Origin of the sequence: Streptomyces sp. NBC_00158 (assembly GCF_045160885.1) — a bacterium.
Lineage (GTDB): Bacteria > Actinomycetota > Actinomycetes > Streptomycetales > Streptomycetaceae > Streptomyces.
Window position 1 is genome coordinate 6,827,662 of the sequence record NZ_CP108161.1, and the last position, 14,364, is coordinate 6,842,025.

Annotated in this window: 12 protein-coding genes; 10 read left to right on the forward strand and 2 right to left on the reverse strand. The window is 75.0% G+C overall.

Going from position 1 to position 14,364, the window contains the following annotated elements:
- Window positions 1-32 precede the first annotated feature (32 nt).
- On the reverse strand, window positions 33-1,358 hold the full coding sequence (gene paaK, locus OG553_RS31285; RefSeq protein WP_405982201.1) for a phenylacetate--CoA ligase PaaK: 1,326 nt from the start codon (window positions 1,356-1,358) through the stop codon (window positions 33-35).
- Window positions 1,359-1,498: 140 nt separating this feature from the next.
- On the opposite strand from paaK, the gene OG553_RS31290 reads away from it, so the two are divergent.
- Complete coding sequence (locus OG553_RS31290) at window positions 1,499-2,353, forward strand: alpha/beta fold hydrolase (RefSeq protein WP_405982202.1); 855 nt, start codon at window positions 1,499-1,501, stop codon at window positions 2,351-2,353.
- A 64-nt stretch (window positions 2,354-2,417) separates the two neighbouring features.
- Window positions 2,418-2,960, forward strand: a complete 543-nt coding sequence (locus OG553_RS31295; protein WP_405982203.1) for a hypothetical protein — start codon at window positions 2,418-2,420, stop codon at window positions 2,958-2,960.
- Between the two features lie 13 nt (window positions 2,961-2,973).
- On the opposite strand, the gene OG553_RS31300 is transcribed toward OG553_RS31295, so the two are convergent.
- On the reverse strand, window positions 2,974-4,623 hold the full coding sequence (locus tag OG553_RS31300) for an acyl-CoA synthetase (protein ID WP_405982204.1): 1,650 nt from the start codon (window positions 4,621-4,623) through the stop codon (window positions 2,974-2,976).
- A 174-nt stretch (window positions 4,624-4,797) separates the two neighbouring features.
- On the opposite strand from OG553_RS31300, the gene OG553_RS31305 reads away from it, so the two are divergent.
- The 8 genes from OG553_RS31305 to OG553_RS31340 all read left to right on the forward strand — a co-directional run bounded on the left by OG553_RS31305 (window position 4,798) and on the right by OG553_RS31340 (window position 14,357).
- Complete coding sequence (locus OG553_RS31305; RefSeq protein ID WP_405982205.1) at window positions 4,798-5,598, forward strand: crotonase/enoyl-CoA hydratase family protein; 801 nt, start codon at window positions 4,798-4,800, stop codon at window positions 5,596-5,598.
- Between the two features lie 821 nt (window positions 5,599-6,419).
- Window positions 6,420-7,379, forward strand: a complete 960-nt coding sequence (locus tag OG553_RS31310; RefSeq protein WP_405982206.1) for a Zn-ribbon domain-containing OB-fold protein — start codon at window positions 6,420-6,422, stop codon at window positions 7,377-7,379.
- On the forward strand, window positions 7,376-8,437 hold the full coding sequence (locus tag OG553_RS31315) for a thiolase domain-containing protein (RefSeq protein WP_405982207.1): 1,062 nt from the start codon (window positions 7,376-7,378) through the stop codon (window positions 8,435-8,437). Before OG553_RS31310 ends, OG553_RS31315 begins: the two co-directional genes overlap by 4 nt.
- Window positions 8,434-9,609 carry a thiolase domain-containing protein gene (locus OG553_RS31320; protein ID WP_405982208.1) on the forward strand — a complete coding sequence of 392 codons (1,176 nt, stop codon included), beginning with the start codon at window positions 8,434-8,436 and terminating at the stop codon, window positions 9,607-9,609. The genes OG553_RS31315 and OG553_RS31320 overlap by 4 nt, the downstream gene beginning before the upstream one ends.
- A gap of 128 nt (window positions 9,610-9,737) precedes the next feature.
- Window positions 9,738-9,989, forward strand: coding sequence for a DUF397 domain-containing protein (locus OG553_RS31325; protein WP_405982209.1), 252 nt, complete (start codon window positions 9,738-9,740; stop codon window positions 9,987-9,989).
- Between the two features lie 241 nt (window positions 9,990-10,230).
- Window positions 10,231-10,692, forward strand: a complete 462-nt coding sequence (locus OG553_RS31330) for a hypothetical protein (protein ID WP_405982210.1) — start codon at window positions 10,231-10,233, stop codon at window positions 10,690-10,692.
- A 130-nt stretch (window positions 10,693-10,822) separates the two neighbouring features.
- Window positions 10,823-13,498, forward strand: coding sequence for an ATP-binding protein (locus OG553_RS31335; RefSeq protein ID WP_405982211.1), 2,676 nt, complete (start codon window positions 10,823-10,825; stop codon window positions 13,496-13,498).
- Window positions 13,499-13,532: 34 nt separating this feature from the next.
- Window positions 13,533-14,357, forward strand: coding sequence for a maleylpyruvate isomerase N-terminal domain-containing protein (locus tag OG553_RS31340; protein WP_405982212.1), 825 nt, complete (start codon window positions 13,533-13,535; stop codon window positions 14,355-14,357).
- The last annotated feature ends 7 nt before the right edge of the window (window positions 14,358-14,364 follow it).

A 14,364-nucleotide genomic window follows, 5' to 3' on the forward strand; every position in this document is an offset into this window, starting at 1 on the left:
GCCCGCCGGCCCCGGGAGGCGTGCGGCGCCGGTCAGGAGGTGTGTGCCTCCCGGAGGTCCCGCACCCGCTTGATCTTGCCGACGGACCGTTCCAGGCTTTCCGGGTCCACCACCTCGACGGCGACGGACACCCCCACCGACTCCTTGACCGCCCGCACCAGCTCGGCGGCGGCCGCCCGCCGCCGGTCGGCGTCGGCCTCCCGGCGCGCCTCCACCCGCACGGTGAGGGAGTCGAGGCGGCCCTCCCGGGTCAGCCGCAGCTGGAAGTGCGGGGCGAGACCCGGGATGCGCAGGAGTATCTCCTCGATCTGGGTCGGATAGAGGTTCACCCCGCGCAGGATGATCATGTCGTCGCTGCGGCCGGTCACCTTCTCCATCCGGCGGAAGGCCGGCCGGGCCGTCCCCGGCAGCAGCCGGGTCAGGTCCCGGGTGCGGTAGCGGACCACCGGCATGGCCTCCTTGGTGAGGGAGGTGAACACCAGCTCGCCGGGCTCCCCGTCGGGCAGCACCGCCCCGGTCAGCGGATCGACCACCTCGGGGTAGAAGTGGTCCTCCCAGATGTGCAGGCCGTCCTTGTGGGAGGCGAACTCCTGCGCCACGCCCGGTCCGATCACCTCGGACAGGCCGTATATGTCCACCGCGTCGATGCCCAGCCGGTCCTCGATCTCCCGGCGCATCTCCTCGGTCCAGGGCTCGGCGCCGAAGACCCCGGTGCGCAGCGAGGTCCGGCGCGGGTCGATGCCCTGGCGCTCCATCTCGTCCAGCAGGGTGAGCATGTAGGAGGGGGTCACCATGATGACCTCGGGGCGGAAGTCCTGGATCAGCCTGACCTGCCGGTCCGTCATGCCCCCGGAGGCGGGGACCACCGTGCACCCCAGGCGCTCCGCCCCGTAGTGGGCGCCGAGGCCACCGGTGAACAGGCCGTACCCGTACGCGACGTGCACGATGTGCCCCGGCCGGGCGCCCGCCGCGCGCAGCGACCGGGCCACGACGTCGGCCCAGGTGGCCAGGTCCCCGTCGGTGTAGCCCACCACCGTGGGGCGGCCCGTGGTGCCGCTGGAGGCGTGGATGCGCCGCACGTCCGCGCGCGGTACGGCGAACATCCCGAACGGGTACTGGTCCCGCAGGTCCGCCTTGGTGGTGAGAGGGAAGAGCGACAGGTCGGCCAGCGAGCGGCAGTCGTCGGGATGGACCCCCGCCTTGTCGAAGGCCTGCCGGTAGAAGGCCACGCGGTCGTAGGCCCGGTGCAGGGTCGCCCGCAGCCGCTTCAGCTGGAGCGCCGCCAGCTCGTCGGGGCTCAGCCGCTCGCCTTCGTCCTGGAATCCGTCGAGGTCGTCGAGACCCGCACGCGCCGTCATTGCCGCCACCTCATCGCCATCGTCATCGTCGTCGAGAGTCGTACCGCCAGAAGCCAACCGAACGTTCATTCGGTAGATTGCCGGACCCCGCCGGGTAAATCAATGACTCGAACGAGTGATCGTCTGATCTGATGGCCCACATGCCTGTATTCACCACCTATGACGGAACCGAACTCGCCTACCGCGTACGGGGCGAGGGCGAACCGCTCGTCTGCCTCCCGGGCGGCGCCATGCGGGCCTCCCGATACCTGGGCGACCTCGGCGGGCTCTCCGCCGGCCGCCGGCTCATCCTCCTCGACCTGCGCGGCACCGGCGACTCCGCGCGGCCGGCCGACGAGTCCACGTACCGCGTCGACCACCAGGTCGCCGACGTGGAGGCGCTCCGCCTGCACCTGGACCTGGACCGCATGGACGTGCTGGCCCACTCCGCCGCCGGCAACCTCGCCCTGCTGTACGCCGCCGCGCACCCCGGGCGGATCCGCCGCCTGGCCCTCGTGACCCCGACCGCCTGGGCCGTGGACCTCGGCCCGACCCCCGAGCAGAGCCTGGCCGCGGTCCGCACCCGGGCCGGCCGGGAACCCTACGACACGGCGATCGCCGCCTACGAGCGGATGTGGGCGGCAGGCGCCGACCCCTCGCCGGAGGACCGCCGGCAGGCGATGGTCCTCGCCTACGGCCGCTGGGACGAGCGGGCCCGCGCCCACCTCGCCGCGAGCGACCACGAGCGCAACCAGGCGGCCGCCCTCGCCTTCGCCGGCCCCGGCGCGTTCGACCCGCCCGCCACCCGCGCGGCGCTCCGCCGGTTCGACGGCGAGGCGCTGGTCCTGGCGGGCGAACTGGACGGCTACCCCACCGTCGCCGTCGCCGCCGAACTCGCCGGGCTCCTGCCGCGCGCGGCCCACGACGTCCAGCGCGGCGCCGCGCACTTCCCGTGGCTGGACGACGCCGAGTGGTTCGCGGCCCGTGTGGAACGCTTCCTGGCCACCGGAGCCTGACCCGGCCGCGGAGTGCCCCGAACGGCCCCCGCGGCGGTCCTCCGTTCCGGCAGACTCCCGGACCGTGGGACACAGCGAACTGTTGGTCGGCGTCCTGACCGCGCTGACCGCCCTCGGGGCCGGCTGGATCACGGCGCGCGCGACCTCGCGGGCGGCCCTGGCGGGGGCCCGGACGGCCGCCAGGGCGGACGCGCTCCGCGAACAGCGCGAGCGCCGCCGGTCGGCCTACCGGGAGATGATGGCCTGCACCCACGCCTTCTTCGAGGTCACCTGGCAGATCGACGCCGCCGACGCCGCACCGGACCGGGAGTCCAAGGACCGGCTGCTGACGCGGATGTGCGAGCACATGGCCCCGGCCCTCGGGAACATGAACCGGGCCAACCACGAGGTCCGCCTCGACGGCCCCGCCGAGGTGTCCGACGCGTCCGAACGCGTCCGGCTGGCGGCCCGCCGCGTACAGCCCCGGCTGGGGGAACTGGTCGGTGCGACCGCTCCGGAGCCGAGGCGCGCCTACGACGACGCGTTCGTCGACTTCCGGGACGCCTACGCCGCCTTCATCGGGCTGGCCCGACGGGCCCTGGAGGTAGAGGAGGCCGGGGAGGCGTGAAGGCGGCCGGCGGCTAACCGGCCGAACCCGGCCCCGCCCCCGCGTCGGCCTCCGTGGCCACCGCCTTCGCCCAGCGGTAGTCCGCCTTGCCGCTCGGGGAACGCTGCACCGACGGCGTGATCACCAGCTGGCGCGGGATCTTGTAGCCGGCCAGCCGGGTCCGGCAGTGCCGCTGGATCTCCTCCAGCGTCGGCTCCGGCGCGCCCTCCCGCACCTGCACCACCGCGGCCACGTGGTTGCCCCACGTCGGGTCCGGGACCCCCGCCACCAGGGCGTCGTACACGTCCGGATGCGACTTCAGCGCCTGCTCGACCTCCTCCGGGTACACCTTCTCCCCGCCGGTGTTGATGCACTGCGAGCCGCGCCCCAGCACGGTGACGATGCCCTCCTCGTCGACCGTCGCCATGTCACCGAGCAGCACCCAGCGTTCGGCGCCCTTCCGGAAGAAGGTCTCCGCCGTCTTCGCCGGGTCGTTGTAGTAGCCGAGCGGGACGTGCCCGCGCTGCGCGAGGCGCCCCGGGACACCGACCGGCACGGGCTCGTGCGTGACCGGGTCCACCACCTGCGTACGGTCGTTGACCTGGAGCCGGAACCCCTTCTCCGGGCCCGAGTCGTCCGTCGCCCGCCCGTTGGAACCGGATTCGGACGAGCCGAAGTTGTTCAGCAGCACCACGTTCGGCACCAGCCGCTGGAACTCGGCGCGGACGGAATCCGACATGATCGCCCCGGAGGAGGAGACGCTGAACAGCGAGGACAGGTCCGTCCCCTTGAGCGGGCCGTTCAGGGCGTCGATCAGCGGCCGCAGCATCGCGTCGCCCACCAGCGAGACGCTCGACACCCTCTCCTTCTCTATGGTGCGCAGCACCTCCTCGGGCGCGTACTTGCGGTGGATGACCACCCGCTGGCCGTAGTTGAAGGCGATGAACGAGGTCAGCGTCGACGTACCGTGCATCAGCGGGGGAGCGGGGAAGAAGGTGAGCCCGGCGCCGCGCGCCGCGACCCGCTCGGCCAGCTCCTCCGGCCGCTTCACCGGCTCGCCGGACGGCTCCCCGCCGAACAGGCCCGCGAAGAACAGGTCCTCGGCCCGCCACATGACGCCCTTGGGCATCCCGGTGGTGCCGCCGGTGTAGATGATGAACAGGTCGTCGGGGCTGCGCTCCGGGAAGCCGCGCTCCGCGGAACCGGCCGCCTCGGCGTCCTCGTACGCGACCGGCGCGACCGCCGGCTCCGGCGCGCCGGCGGGCGCCCGGCCGACCCGGACCAGGTGGCGCAGCTTCGGCGTCTGCGGCAGCGCGGCCGCCACCCGCCCGGTGAACTCGCCCTCGAAGACGAGGGCGGCGAGGTCGGCGTCGTTGTAGAGGTAGACCAGCTCCTCCTCCACGTACCGGTAGTTGACGTTCACCGGCACCAGGCGGGCCTTGAGGCAGGCCAGTACGGTCTGCAGGTACTCGATCCCGTTGTAGAGGTGCAGCCCCACGTGCTCGCCGGGCCGCAGCCCGCTGTCCAGCAGGTGGTGCCCGACGCGGTTCGCCGCCGCGTCCAGTTCCGCGTACGTCAGGCGGCGCTCCGCGCCGGTACCCGGGTGGTCGACGTACACCAGCGCCTCGCGGTCCGGGACCACGTCCACGACCGATTCGAACAGGTCGGCAAGGTTGTACTCCACCGTTCCTCCTGACCCGAAAGTGCTCACGGCTGGGCTGCTCGGCGGTCATTAGAGCGCCGCCCGGTCCAAGTGGGAAGGGCGCACGCCAGGAAATCTGACTGGGTGTCAGAAAACTATTGAACTGCACCCGGCCCTCCTGCAACCTGTTCTAGGTCTTGAGACGGGAGGACGGCAATGGGTGGGACCGAACACCTGACCGTGGAACGCCGGGGCGCCACGCTGGTGCTGACCATGAACAGGCCGGAGGCGAAGAACGCGCTCTCGCTCCCCCTGCTGGTGGGCCTGTACGACGGCTGGCTGGAGGCGGACGCGGACGACACCGTCCGCTCGGTGGTCCTGACGGGCGCGGGCGGCGACTTCTGCGCCGGCATGGACCTCAAGGCCCTGGCGGGCCGGGGCATGGAGGGGGACCAGTACCGGGACCGCCTCAAGGCCGACCCCGACCTGCACTGGAAGGCGATGCTCCGGCACCACCGGCCGCGCAAACCGGTGATCGCGGCGGTCGAGGGCTACTGCGTGGCGGGCGGCACCGAGATCCTCCAGGGCACCGACATCCGCGTCGCGGGGGCGGGCGCCACGTTCGGCCTCTTCGAGGTCAAGCGGGGGCTGTTCCCGATCGGCGGCTCCACGGTCCGGCTGCCCCGGCAGGTCCCGCGCACGCACGCGCTGGAGATGCTGCTGACGGGGCGCCCGTACTCGGCGGAGGAGGCGGCGCGGATCGGGCTCGTGGGGCGGGTGGTGCCGGACGGGACGGCGCTGGACGCCGCGCTGGAGACGGCCGAGCTGATCAACGCGTGCGGGCCGCTGGCCGTGGAGGCGGTAAAGGCCTCGGTGTACGAGACGGCCGAACTGACGGAGACGGAGGGGCTGGCCGCCGAACTGGTGCGGGGCTGGCCGGTCTTCGACACGGCCGACGCGAAGGAGGGGGCGCGCGCCTTCGCGGAGAAGCGCCCGCCGGTCTACCGCCGAGCCTAGGCGCTGGCCGCGCGTGTACCCGAACCCCTCGGGGTACCCCCGAGCCCCCTTGACCCACGGCCCCGGCCGCGGCCCCGGCGCTCCGCGCCGGGCCTGCGGCCTGGGCTCCGCGCCGGGCCTGCGGCCTGGGCTCCGCGCCGGGCCTGCGGCCTGGGCTCCGCGCCGGGCCTGCGTCCGGTCCCGCCTCAGACCTGGGGCGCGGTCCCGGATTTGGGCCTGCGCCCCGGCCCCTGCCCGTGGCCCGGTCCCGCCTCGGGCCTGCGGCCTGCGGCCTGCGGCCTGCGGCCTGGGGCCGGCGCCGCGCCTCGGGCCTGCGGCCTGGGCCGCGCGTCGGGCCTGCGGCCTGGGCCGCAGGCCGGCCTGCGGTCTGGTCCCGGATTTGGACCTGCGGCCCCGGCCCCGGAGTTGGGCCTCGGCCCAGGCCGCAGGCCCAGGCCCGCGGCCCGCGCCGGGCCCGTTGCCCGGTCCCGCCTCGGGTCTGCGGACTGGGCCCCGGCGCCGCGCCTCGGGCCTGGGCCTGCGGCCCGGACCGGCGGCGGGCCAGCGTTCCGGTCCCGCACCGGAACCGGGCCGGTCCCGCACCGGAACCCGGGCCCGGCCCGCGGCTCAGGCCCGCGCCGGGTCTGTGGCCCGGTCCTGCCTCGGGTCTGTGGTCCGGGTCCGGGGTTGGGCCTGCGGCCCGGTCCCTGCCGGGTCCGTGGCCGGGGCCGGCGAGGGCCGGCCGCCCTCCGGGCGCCGTGGCCCGGGGGGCGAGTGGGCCGCAGGGGCTTGCCGTCGTCAGAGGTTTCGTACCGTCCCCCCCGAGAATCGGAGAGCCGTTCATGACAGCCGCGTCCCCGCCCGAGGTGCTGCGTGCGCCCCTCGTCGTCGAGTTCCCCTTCACCCGGTCCCTCGGGCCCGTGCAGAGCGCCTTCCTCACCGGCCTCCGGGAAGGAGTCGTGCTCGGCGTCAGGACCTCCGACGGGCGGGTCATGGTCCCGCCCGCCGAGTACGACCCCGTCACCGCCGAGGAGATCCGGGAGCTCGTCGAGGTCGCCCCCACCGGTACCGTCACCACCTGGGCCTGGAACGGCGAACCCCGCCCCCAGCAGCCCCTCGGCACCCCCTTCGCATGGGTGCTCGTACGCCTCGACGGCGCCGACACCGCGATCCTGCACGCCCTCGACGCCCCCGGCCCCGAGGCCGTGTCCACCGGGATGCGGGTCCGCGTCCGCTGGGCCCCCGAGCGCACCGGGGCCATCACCGACATCGCCTGCTTCGAACCGTACGGGGGCCCGGGAACGGGCGCGGCCGCCCCCCACGACGGGGCGTTCGACGAGCCCGTCACCGGCATCGTCGCCGAGGCCCGCCTCGACTACACCTACAGCCCCGGCCGCGCCCAGACCGCCTACATCAACGCCCTCTCCGAGCGGCGCACCGTCGGCGAACGCTGCCCCTCCTGCCACAAGGTGTACGTCCCCCCGCGCGGCGCCTGCCCCACCTGCGGGGTGGCCACCACCGATCGGGTCGAGGTCGGCCCCGCCGGGACCGTCACCACCTTCTGCATCGTCAACATCAAGGCGCGCAACCTCGACATCGAGGTCCCCTACGTCTACGCCCACATCGCCCTCGACGGCGCCGGCCTCGCCCTCCACGGCCGGATCGGCGGCATCCCGTACGACCAGGTCCGCATGGGCCTGCGCGTCGAACCCGTGTGGACCGACGGCGGCCGTTACCCCGACCACTACCGCCCCACCGGCGAGCCGGACGCCGACTACGACGCGTACAAGGAGCTGCTGTGACCACCCGATACGCGCGCGAGGTGGCCGTCGTCGCCTTCGCCCAGAGCGACCACCTGCGCCGCACCGACGAACTCAGCGAAGTCGAGATGGTGATGCCCGTCCTGCACCGGGTCCTGGCCGCCACCGGCCTCAAGGCGGGCGAGATCGGCTTCACCTGCTCCGGCTCCAGCGACTACCTCGCCGGCCGGGCCTTCTCCTTCACCATGACCCTCGACGGGGTCGGCGCCTGGCCGCCCATCTCCGAGTCGCACGTCGAGATGGACGGCGCCTGGGCGCTCTACGAGGCCTGGGTCAAGATCCAGACCGGCGAGGCCGACACCGCCCTCGTCTACTCGTACGGAAAGTCCTCGCCCGGATCCGTACGCGACGTCCTCACCCGGCAGCTCGACCCGTACTACCTCGCCCCCCTGTGGCCCGACTCGGTCGCCCTCGCCGCCCTCCAGGCGCAGGCCCTGATCGACGCGGGCGAGACCGACGAGCGCGCGCTCGCCGGGATCGCCGCCCGCAGCCGCGCCCGTGCCGGGACCAACCCGCACGCCCAGCTCAGCGGCCCCGTCCCGCAGGGCGACTACCAGGTCCGGCCGCTGCGCACCGGCGACTGCCCGCCCATCGGGGACGGCGCCGCCGCCGTGGTCCTGGCCGCCGGGGACACCGCGCGGCGGCTGTGCGAACGGCCCGCCTGGATCACCGGCATCGACCACCGCATCGAGGCGCACTCCCTCGGCCTGCGCGACCTCACCGACTCGCCGTCCACCCGGACCGCCGCCGAGCACGCCGGGGTCTTCGACGCCCCCGTCGACACGGCCGAACTGCACGCGCCGTTCTCCTCCCAGGAGGTGGTGCTCCGCAAGGCGCTCGGTCTCGGCGACGCGGTGGCCGTCAACCCCTCGGGCGGGGCGCTCGCCGCCAACCCGATGATGGCCGCCGGCCTGATCCGGATCGGCGAGGCGGCCGCCCGCATCCACCGCGGCGAGTCCCGCCGGGCCGTCGCGCACGCCACCTCCGGCCCCTGCCTCCAGCAGAACCTGGTCGCCGTCCTGGAAGGGGACCCCGCATGAACACACCGGGCAAGGAGCCCGTGGCCGTCGTCGGGATCGGCCAGACCAAGCACGTCGCCGCCCGGCACGACGTCTCCATCGCCGGCCTGGTCCGCGAGGCCGCGGCCCGCGCCCTCGCCGACGCGGAGCTGACCTGGGCCGACGTCGACGCCGTCGTCATCGGCAAGGCCCCCGACTTCTTCGAGGGCGTGATGATGCCGGAGCTCTACCTGGCCGACGCCCTCGGCGCGGTCGGCAAACCGATGCTCCGCGTCCACACGGCCGGGTCCGTCGGCGGGTCCACCGCCCTGGTCGCCGCCAACCTCGTCGCCGCCCGCGTCCACCGCACCGTCCTGACCCTGGCCTTCGAGAAGCAGTCCGAGTCCAACGCCATGTGGGGGCTCTCGCTGCCCGTCCCCTTCCAGCAGCCGCTGCTCGCGGGCGCGGGCGGCTTCTTCGCCCCGCACGTGCGCGCGTACATGCGGCGCACCGGCGCCCCCGACGCCGTGGGCTCGCTCGTCGCGTACAAGGACCGGCGCAACGCCCTGAAGAACCCGTACGCGCACCTCCACGAGCACGACATCACCCTGGAGAAGGTCCAGGCCTCGCCGATGCTCTGGGACCCGATCCGGTACTCCGAGACCTGCCCGTCCTCGGACGGCGCCTGCGCGATGGTCCTCACCGACCGGGCCGGCGCGGCCCGCTCGCCGCATCCGCCCGCCTGGGTGCACGGCGGGGCGATGCGCAGCGAGCCGACCCTCTTCGCGGGCAAGGACTTCGTCTCCCCGCAGGCCGGCAAGGACTGCGCGGCCGACGTCTACCGGCAGGCCGGGATCACCGACCCGCGCCGGGAGATCGACGCGGTCGAGATGTACGTGCCGTTCTCCTGGTACGAGCCGATGTGGCTGGAGAACCTGGGCTTCGCGCAGGAGGGCGAGGGCTGGAAGCTCACCGAGGCGGGGGTGACCGAACTGGACGGAGACCTCCCGGTGAACCCCTCCGGCGGGGTGCTGTCCACCAACCCGATCGGCGCCTCGGGCATGATCCGCTTCGCGGAGGCGGCCCTCCAGGTCCGCGGCCGGGCCGGGGAGCACCAGGTGCCCGGGGCCCGCCGGGCGATGGGGCACGCGTACGGCGGCGGCGCGCAGTTCTTCGCGATGTGGCTCGTCGGCGCGGAGCCGCCGAGCTCCTGAGCGGAGGGGCGGGGCGGGCAGGTGTGCCGGACCGGCCGCGGGTGGCGCCCGCGGCCTGTGCGGCGCCCGCCCCGGTCGCTACTCTGGGCCCCCGGACGACGACGTACCGTACCGGGAGGAGCACGCACGTGGCGGAGAGCACGGTTTCGCAGCCCGTTGCCGGCTGGGGCACGCCCAGGCCCAGGCCCGAGCTCGATCTCAGCGGGGCCGACTGGCAGGCCGGCAGCCGGGGGGTGGGCGACGTCCAGATCGCCTTCGTGGAGGGGTTCATCGCCATGCGCAACGGCGAGCGCCCCGACGGCCCCTCACTGGTCTTCGCGCCGCGCGAGTGGCGCAGGTTCGTCCTGGGGACGCGCGGCGGACGCTCCGGCCCGAACTGAGCGCCCGCACGGCCGGCCCGCCACGGTCACGCCGGCCGGGCGCTCAGCCGCAGGGCGACCTGGAGCTCGTGCTCCCCGGACACGGTGCCCAGGTGCCCGCCGGTGAAGGCGTCCTCCAGTACGGCCTCGGCGTGCCTCACCCGGCGGCCGTCCACGGACGGCCGCCGCGAACCCGCCGGGGCCGGATCCGGCCCGGTAATCCGGTGGCGACCGCCGCCGGCGGCGCCCTACCGTCGCCCCGATGGACATCTCCTTCCGGAAGCTGCCGGGCAATCAGCACGAGATCACGGTCACCGGCCGCCGCGGCCCCGACGTACGGCTGCCCGCCCGGCCCACCGGCCCGACCCTGCCGCACGACCTCGCCCACGCCGCCGTGGAGGAGGCGCTCGGCATCACCGACGGCTTCTGGGGCGCCATGGCCGCCGGCGCCACCTTCCAGGGCTTCGAGACGACCGACCCGGGCCGCCACCGCCGCTCGGGCCTCAAGGTGCTGCGCCGGGGCGCAGACGCCGTGATGGCGGCTGAGATGGCCGTCAACTGGGCCTACCGCGCCTGGTCCGGACTGCCCGTCACGGGGCGCGGCGTCGGCCGGCCCCCGCTCGACGAGGCACAGCTGGAGCGGGCCCGCACCGCCCTCGACGCGGCCTCGGCCCGATGGACGGCCCTCCCCGAGGGCGCGGCCCTCGGCTGGCGGTGGCACTGACGGCCCCGCCCCCGCGGCCCGTTCGGCCGGGGCCCGGAACAGAAGATCGGATTCTTTCCCGATAGTGGGATCCATCGGCTCGTGCGCGGGCGTACGCTGATCCCCCGAGCCGGCCTGGGGGGTACGAGCCATGACGGAACGCCGGACCCGCACACGGCGCACGCTCTTCGAACGCGAAGCCGAACTCGTCGCCGTGGAGGAGGCGCTGGACCGGCTCACCGGATCCGGCCCCGACTCCGGCGGCGGCCTCCTCGCCCTCTCCGGCCCGGCCGGCCTCGGCAAGACCACCCTGCTCGCCGAGGTGCGCCGCCGCGCCCTCGCCCGCGCCTGCACCCTGCTGGCCGCCCGCGGCGGCGAACAGGAGCAGACCCAGCCCTTCCACGTCGCCCGGCAGCTCATCCAGCCCCAGCTGGCCGGCCGCCCCGAGGCCGAACTGCGGGCCGCCCTCGGCAGCTGGTACGCCATCGTCGGACCCGCCCTCGGCCTGTGCGCCCCCGCCCAGGGCGCCCCGCCCGACCCGCAGGGCCTGCGCGACGGGCTCGACTGGGTCCTGACCCACCTCACCGTCCAGCGGCCCCCCGTCGTCCTCGTCCTGGACGACGCCCACTGGGCCGACCCCGAGTCCCTCGGCTGGCTCGCCGGCTTCGCCCCGCGCGCCGAACACCTCCCGCTGCTCCTCGTCACCGCCTACCGGCCCGACGAACTCCCCGCACACGCCGAGGCCTTCCGCACCCTGCCCGGCCGCGCCGGACAGCGCCCGCTCATCCTCAACCCGCTCAGCGCGGACGCCGTCTCCACCCTGGTCCGCGAGACCGTCGGCGCCCACGCCGAGGAGGCCTTCTGCCGCGAGGCCTGGGCCGTGACCACCGGCAACCCCTTCGAGGCCGTCGAACTCACCGCCAAGGTCCGCGCCAAGGGCCTCGCCCCCGTCGAGGCCAGCGCCCCGCTGCTCGCCGACCTCGCCGCCGCCCAGCGCGGCAGCGGGCTCGTCGCCCGCCTGCACAGCCTCGGCCCCTCCACCGTCCGCTTCGCCTGGGCCTGCGCCGTCCTCGGCACCGACGTCCCGCGGCGCATCGCCGCCCGCGTCGCCGTACTCGGCGCCGAGGAGGCAGCCGACGCCACCGTCCGGCTCCGCGACGCCCGCATCCTGTCCGCCCCGCCGGCCGAGGCCGCAGCCGCCGAAGAGGGCGACACGGGGCTGGAGTTCGTCCACCCGCTGATCGCCACCGCCATATACCGGGCCATCCCCGACGCCCTGCGCGTCGCCCTGCACGGCAAGGCCGCCGCGGCCGTCGTCGACGCCGGACTCGGCTCCTCCGCGGCCGCCCGCCACCTCCTGGAGACCCAGCCCGAGAACGACCCCTGGGTGGTGCGCACCCTGCGCGAGGCCGCTGCCGAGAACCTCCGGGCCGGCGCCCCCGAAGCCGCCCGCCGCCAGCTCGCCCGCGCCCTGGAGGAACCCCCGGACTTCGACGAACGCGCCGCCGTCCTCTACGAACTGGGCTGCGCCTCCCTGCTCACCGAACCCGCCAACACCGTCAACCACCTGCGCGCCGCCCTCGCCGAACCCTTCGACGACCCCGCCCTGCGCCAGGGCATCGTCATCCGGCTCGCCCAGGTCCTCGCCCACAGCGACCACCTCGCCGCCGCCTCCGAACTCCTCGGCCGAGAGATCCCGCGCACCCACGACGCCCGCGCCCGGCTGCGCCTGCAGTCCGAGCAGTTCATGTGGGACGCCTTCAACGCCGCCGAAACCGACTCCCCGGCCCGCTCGCGCCGCCTGACCCGGCTCGCCGACCGCCTGCCCGGCCGCGACCTCACCGAGCGGTACGTCATCGGACTGCGCGCCTGGGACGCCTGCCTGCGCGGCGAACCCCTCGACACGGTCCTCCACCACGCCGACCGGGTCCTCGCCGAGCCCTTCAGCTGGGCCCACGAGGACCGCGGCTTCGAGGTCCCCGTGCTCGCCGCCATGGTCCACATGTACGCCGACCGGCCCGGCCGCGCCGAGGAGCTCTTCGAGGAGGGCACCGCCGAGTTCGAACGCCAGGGCTGGCACGGCGCCCACCTGTCCTTCGCCTACAGCCTCCGCGCCTACATCCGCTACCGCCGCGGACGGCTCGTCGAGGCCGAGGAACTGGCCCGGGCCGGACTGCGCCTCGCCGAGCGCGTGGGCCGCCGTACGCCCGTGCACTGGTACGCCATCGCCATCCTCCTCACCACCCTCGTCGCCCGGGGCCGGGTCGACGAGGCCTGGGGCCTGGCGCGGGAGCACGAGTACGGGGAGCCCTTCCCCGCCGCCGTGGTCTTCCCCGACTCGCAGACCGTGTACGCGGAACTCCTGCTGGCCGGCGGCGACCGCAAGGCCGCCGCCGCCGAACTGGAGGCCGTCGAGCGGCGGCTCACCCCGCGCGGCATCCAGAACCCGGCCTGGTGCCCCTGGCGGCTGCTCCTGGCCCGCGCCGTCGCCCCCGAGGACCCCGCAAGGGCCCGCGCGCTGACGGCCGAGGCCGTACGCCGCGCCCGCGCCTTCGGCGCCCCCTCCGCCATCGGCCAGGCCCTGCGCGTCGCGGCCGAGGTGGCCGCCCCGCCGGACCGCGCCGACCTGCTCCGGGAGGCCGTCGCCCTGCTGGAGGACTCCCCGGCCGCCTACGAACTGGCCCGGACGCTGGCCGCGCTGGGCACCGAACTCCAGGACCCCGGGCTGCTCGCCCGCGCCCACCTCACCAGCCGCGAATGCGGCGCCGGCGCCCTGGAGGCGAGCACCGCGCAGGCCCTCGCGTCGTTCGCCCAGCGCGCAAGCTGAGTCCCCGGGGACACCAGGGGGCAGGGTGGACCCCATGGACCACCTCACCCGGCTCCACATCCTCCAGCACGAGGCGGAGGTCTTCGACAAGGCCGTCCGCCGGGCGGCCGACGGCGGACGGGAGGCACCGCCGGTGCCCTCCTGCCCCGGCTGGTCGGTCGCGGACCTCGTCGGCCACCTCGGCAGCGTCCAGCGCTACCTCACCCACATCCTCCGGGAGCGGCTCGCCGAGCCCTGCGACCCCACGGACCCGGAGCTCTACGCCCTCCCCGCCGACCCCCTCGTACGGGCGGCCTGGCCCGTGCCGGACCGGACCCCGCACCGCGGGCCCGTGCCCGAGGAGCTCTTCGACTGGTCGGCCGCGGCCGCCCGGGACCTGGTGGCGGTCCTGCGCGAACTGGGACCGGACGCACCGGTGTGGACCTGGTCGCCGGACGGGGACCGCACCAGCGGCTTCTGGATCCGGATGCAGACCATCGAACAGGCCGTCCACCGCTGGGACGCCGAAGCGGTCACGGGGTACCCGGCCCGCTTCGCGCCGGCCCTCGCGGTGGACGCCGTCACCCAGACCTTCGAGGTGATGGCCCCCGCCCGGCGCGGCTGGAAGCAGGCCCCGCCCGGAACGGGCGAGCGCTACCGCTTCCGCCGTACCGACGCCCCCGGCAACTGGACGGTGGAGTTCGACGGCGACGAGGTCCGGTCCGACCGCCGCGACACCGCTCCCGTCCACGTCGAGGCGGCCGGCACCGCCTCCGACCTGATGCTGTTCCTGTGGGGGCGGCTCCCCGCCGAGCAGCTCGACGTCACCGGTGACGCCGCACTGCTGGAGCACTGGTTCACCCTCGTCCCGCCCGCCTGAGCGGAAC

Bases quoted from the DNA above. Each gene is read 5' to 3' on its own strand.
- OG553_RS31330 (WP_405982210.1), top strand. From the start codon at position 10,231: ATGGACATCTCCTTCCGGAAGCTGCCGGGCAATCAGCACGAGATCACG.
- OG553_RS31335 (WP_405982211.1), top strand. From the start codon at position 10,823: ATGACGGAACGCCGGACCCGCACACGGCGCACGCTCTTCGAACGCGAA.
- paaK (WP_405982201.1), bottom strand. From the start codon at position 1,358: ATGACGGCGCGTGCGGGTCTCGACGACCTCGACGGATTCCAGGACGAA.
- OG553_RS31305 (WP_405982205.1), top strand. From the start codon at position 4,798: ATGGGTGGGACCGAACACCTGACCGTGGAACGCCGGGGCGCCACGCTG.
- OG553_RS31290 (WP_405982202.1), top strand. From the start codon at position 1,499: ATGCCTGTATTCACCACCTATGACGGAACCGAACTCGCCTACCGCGTA.
- OG553_RS31320 (WP_405982208.1), top strand. From the start codon at position 8,434: ATGAACACACCGGGCAAGGAGCCCGTGGCCGTCGTCGGGATCGGCCAG.
- OG553_RS31310 (WP_405982206.1), top strand. From the start codon at position 6,420: ATGACAGCCGCGTCCCCGCCCGAGGTGCTGCGTGCGCCCCTCGTCGTC.
- OG553_RS31340 (WP_405982212.1), top strand. From the start codon at position 13,533: ATGGACCACCTCACCCGGCTCCACATCCTCCAGCACGAGGCGGAGGTC.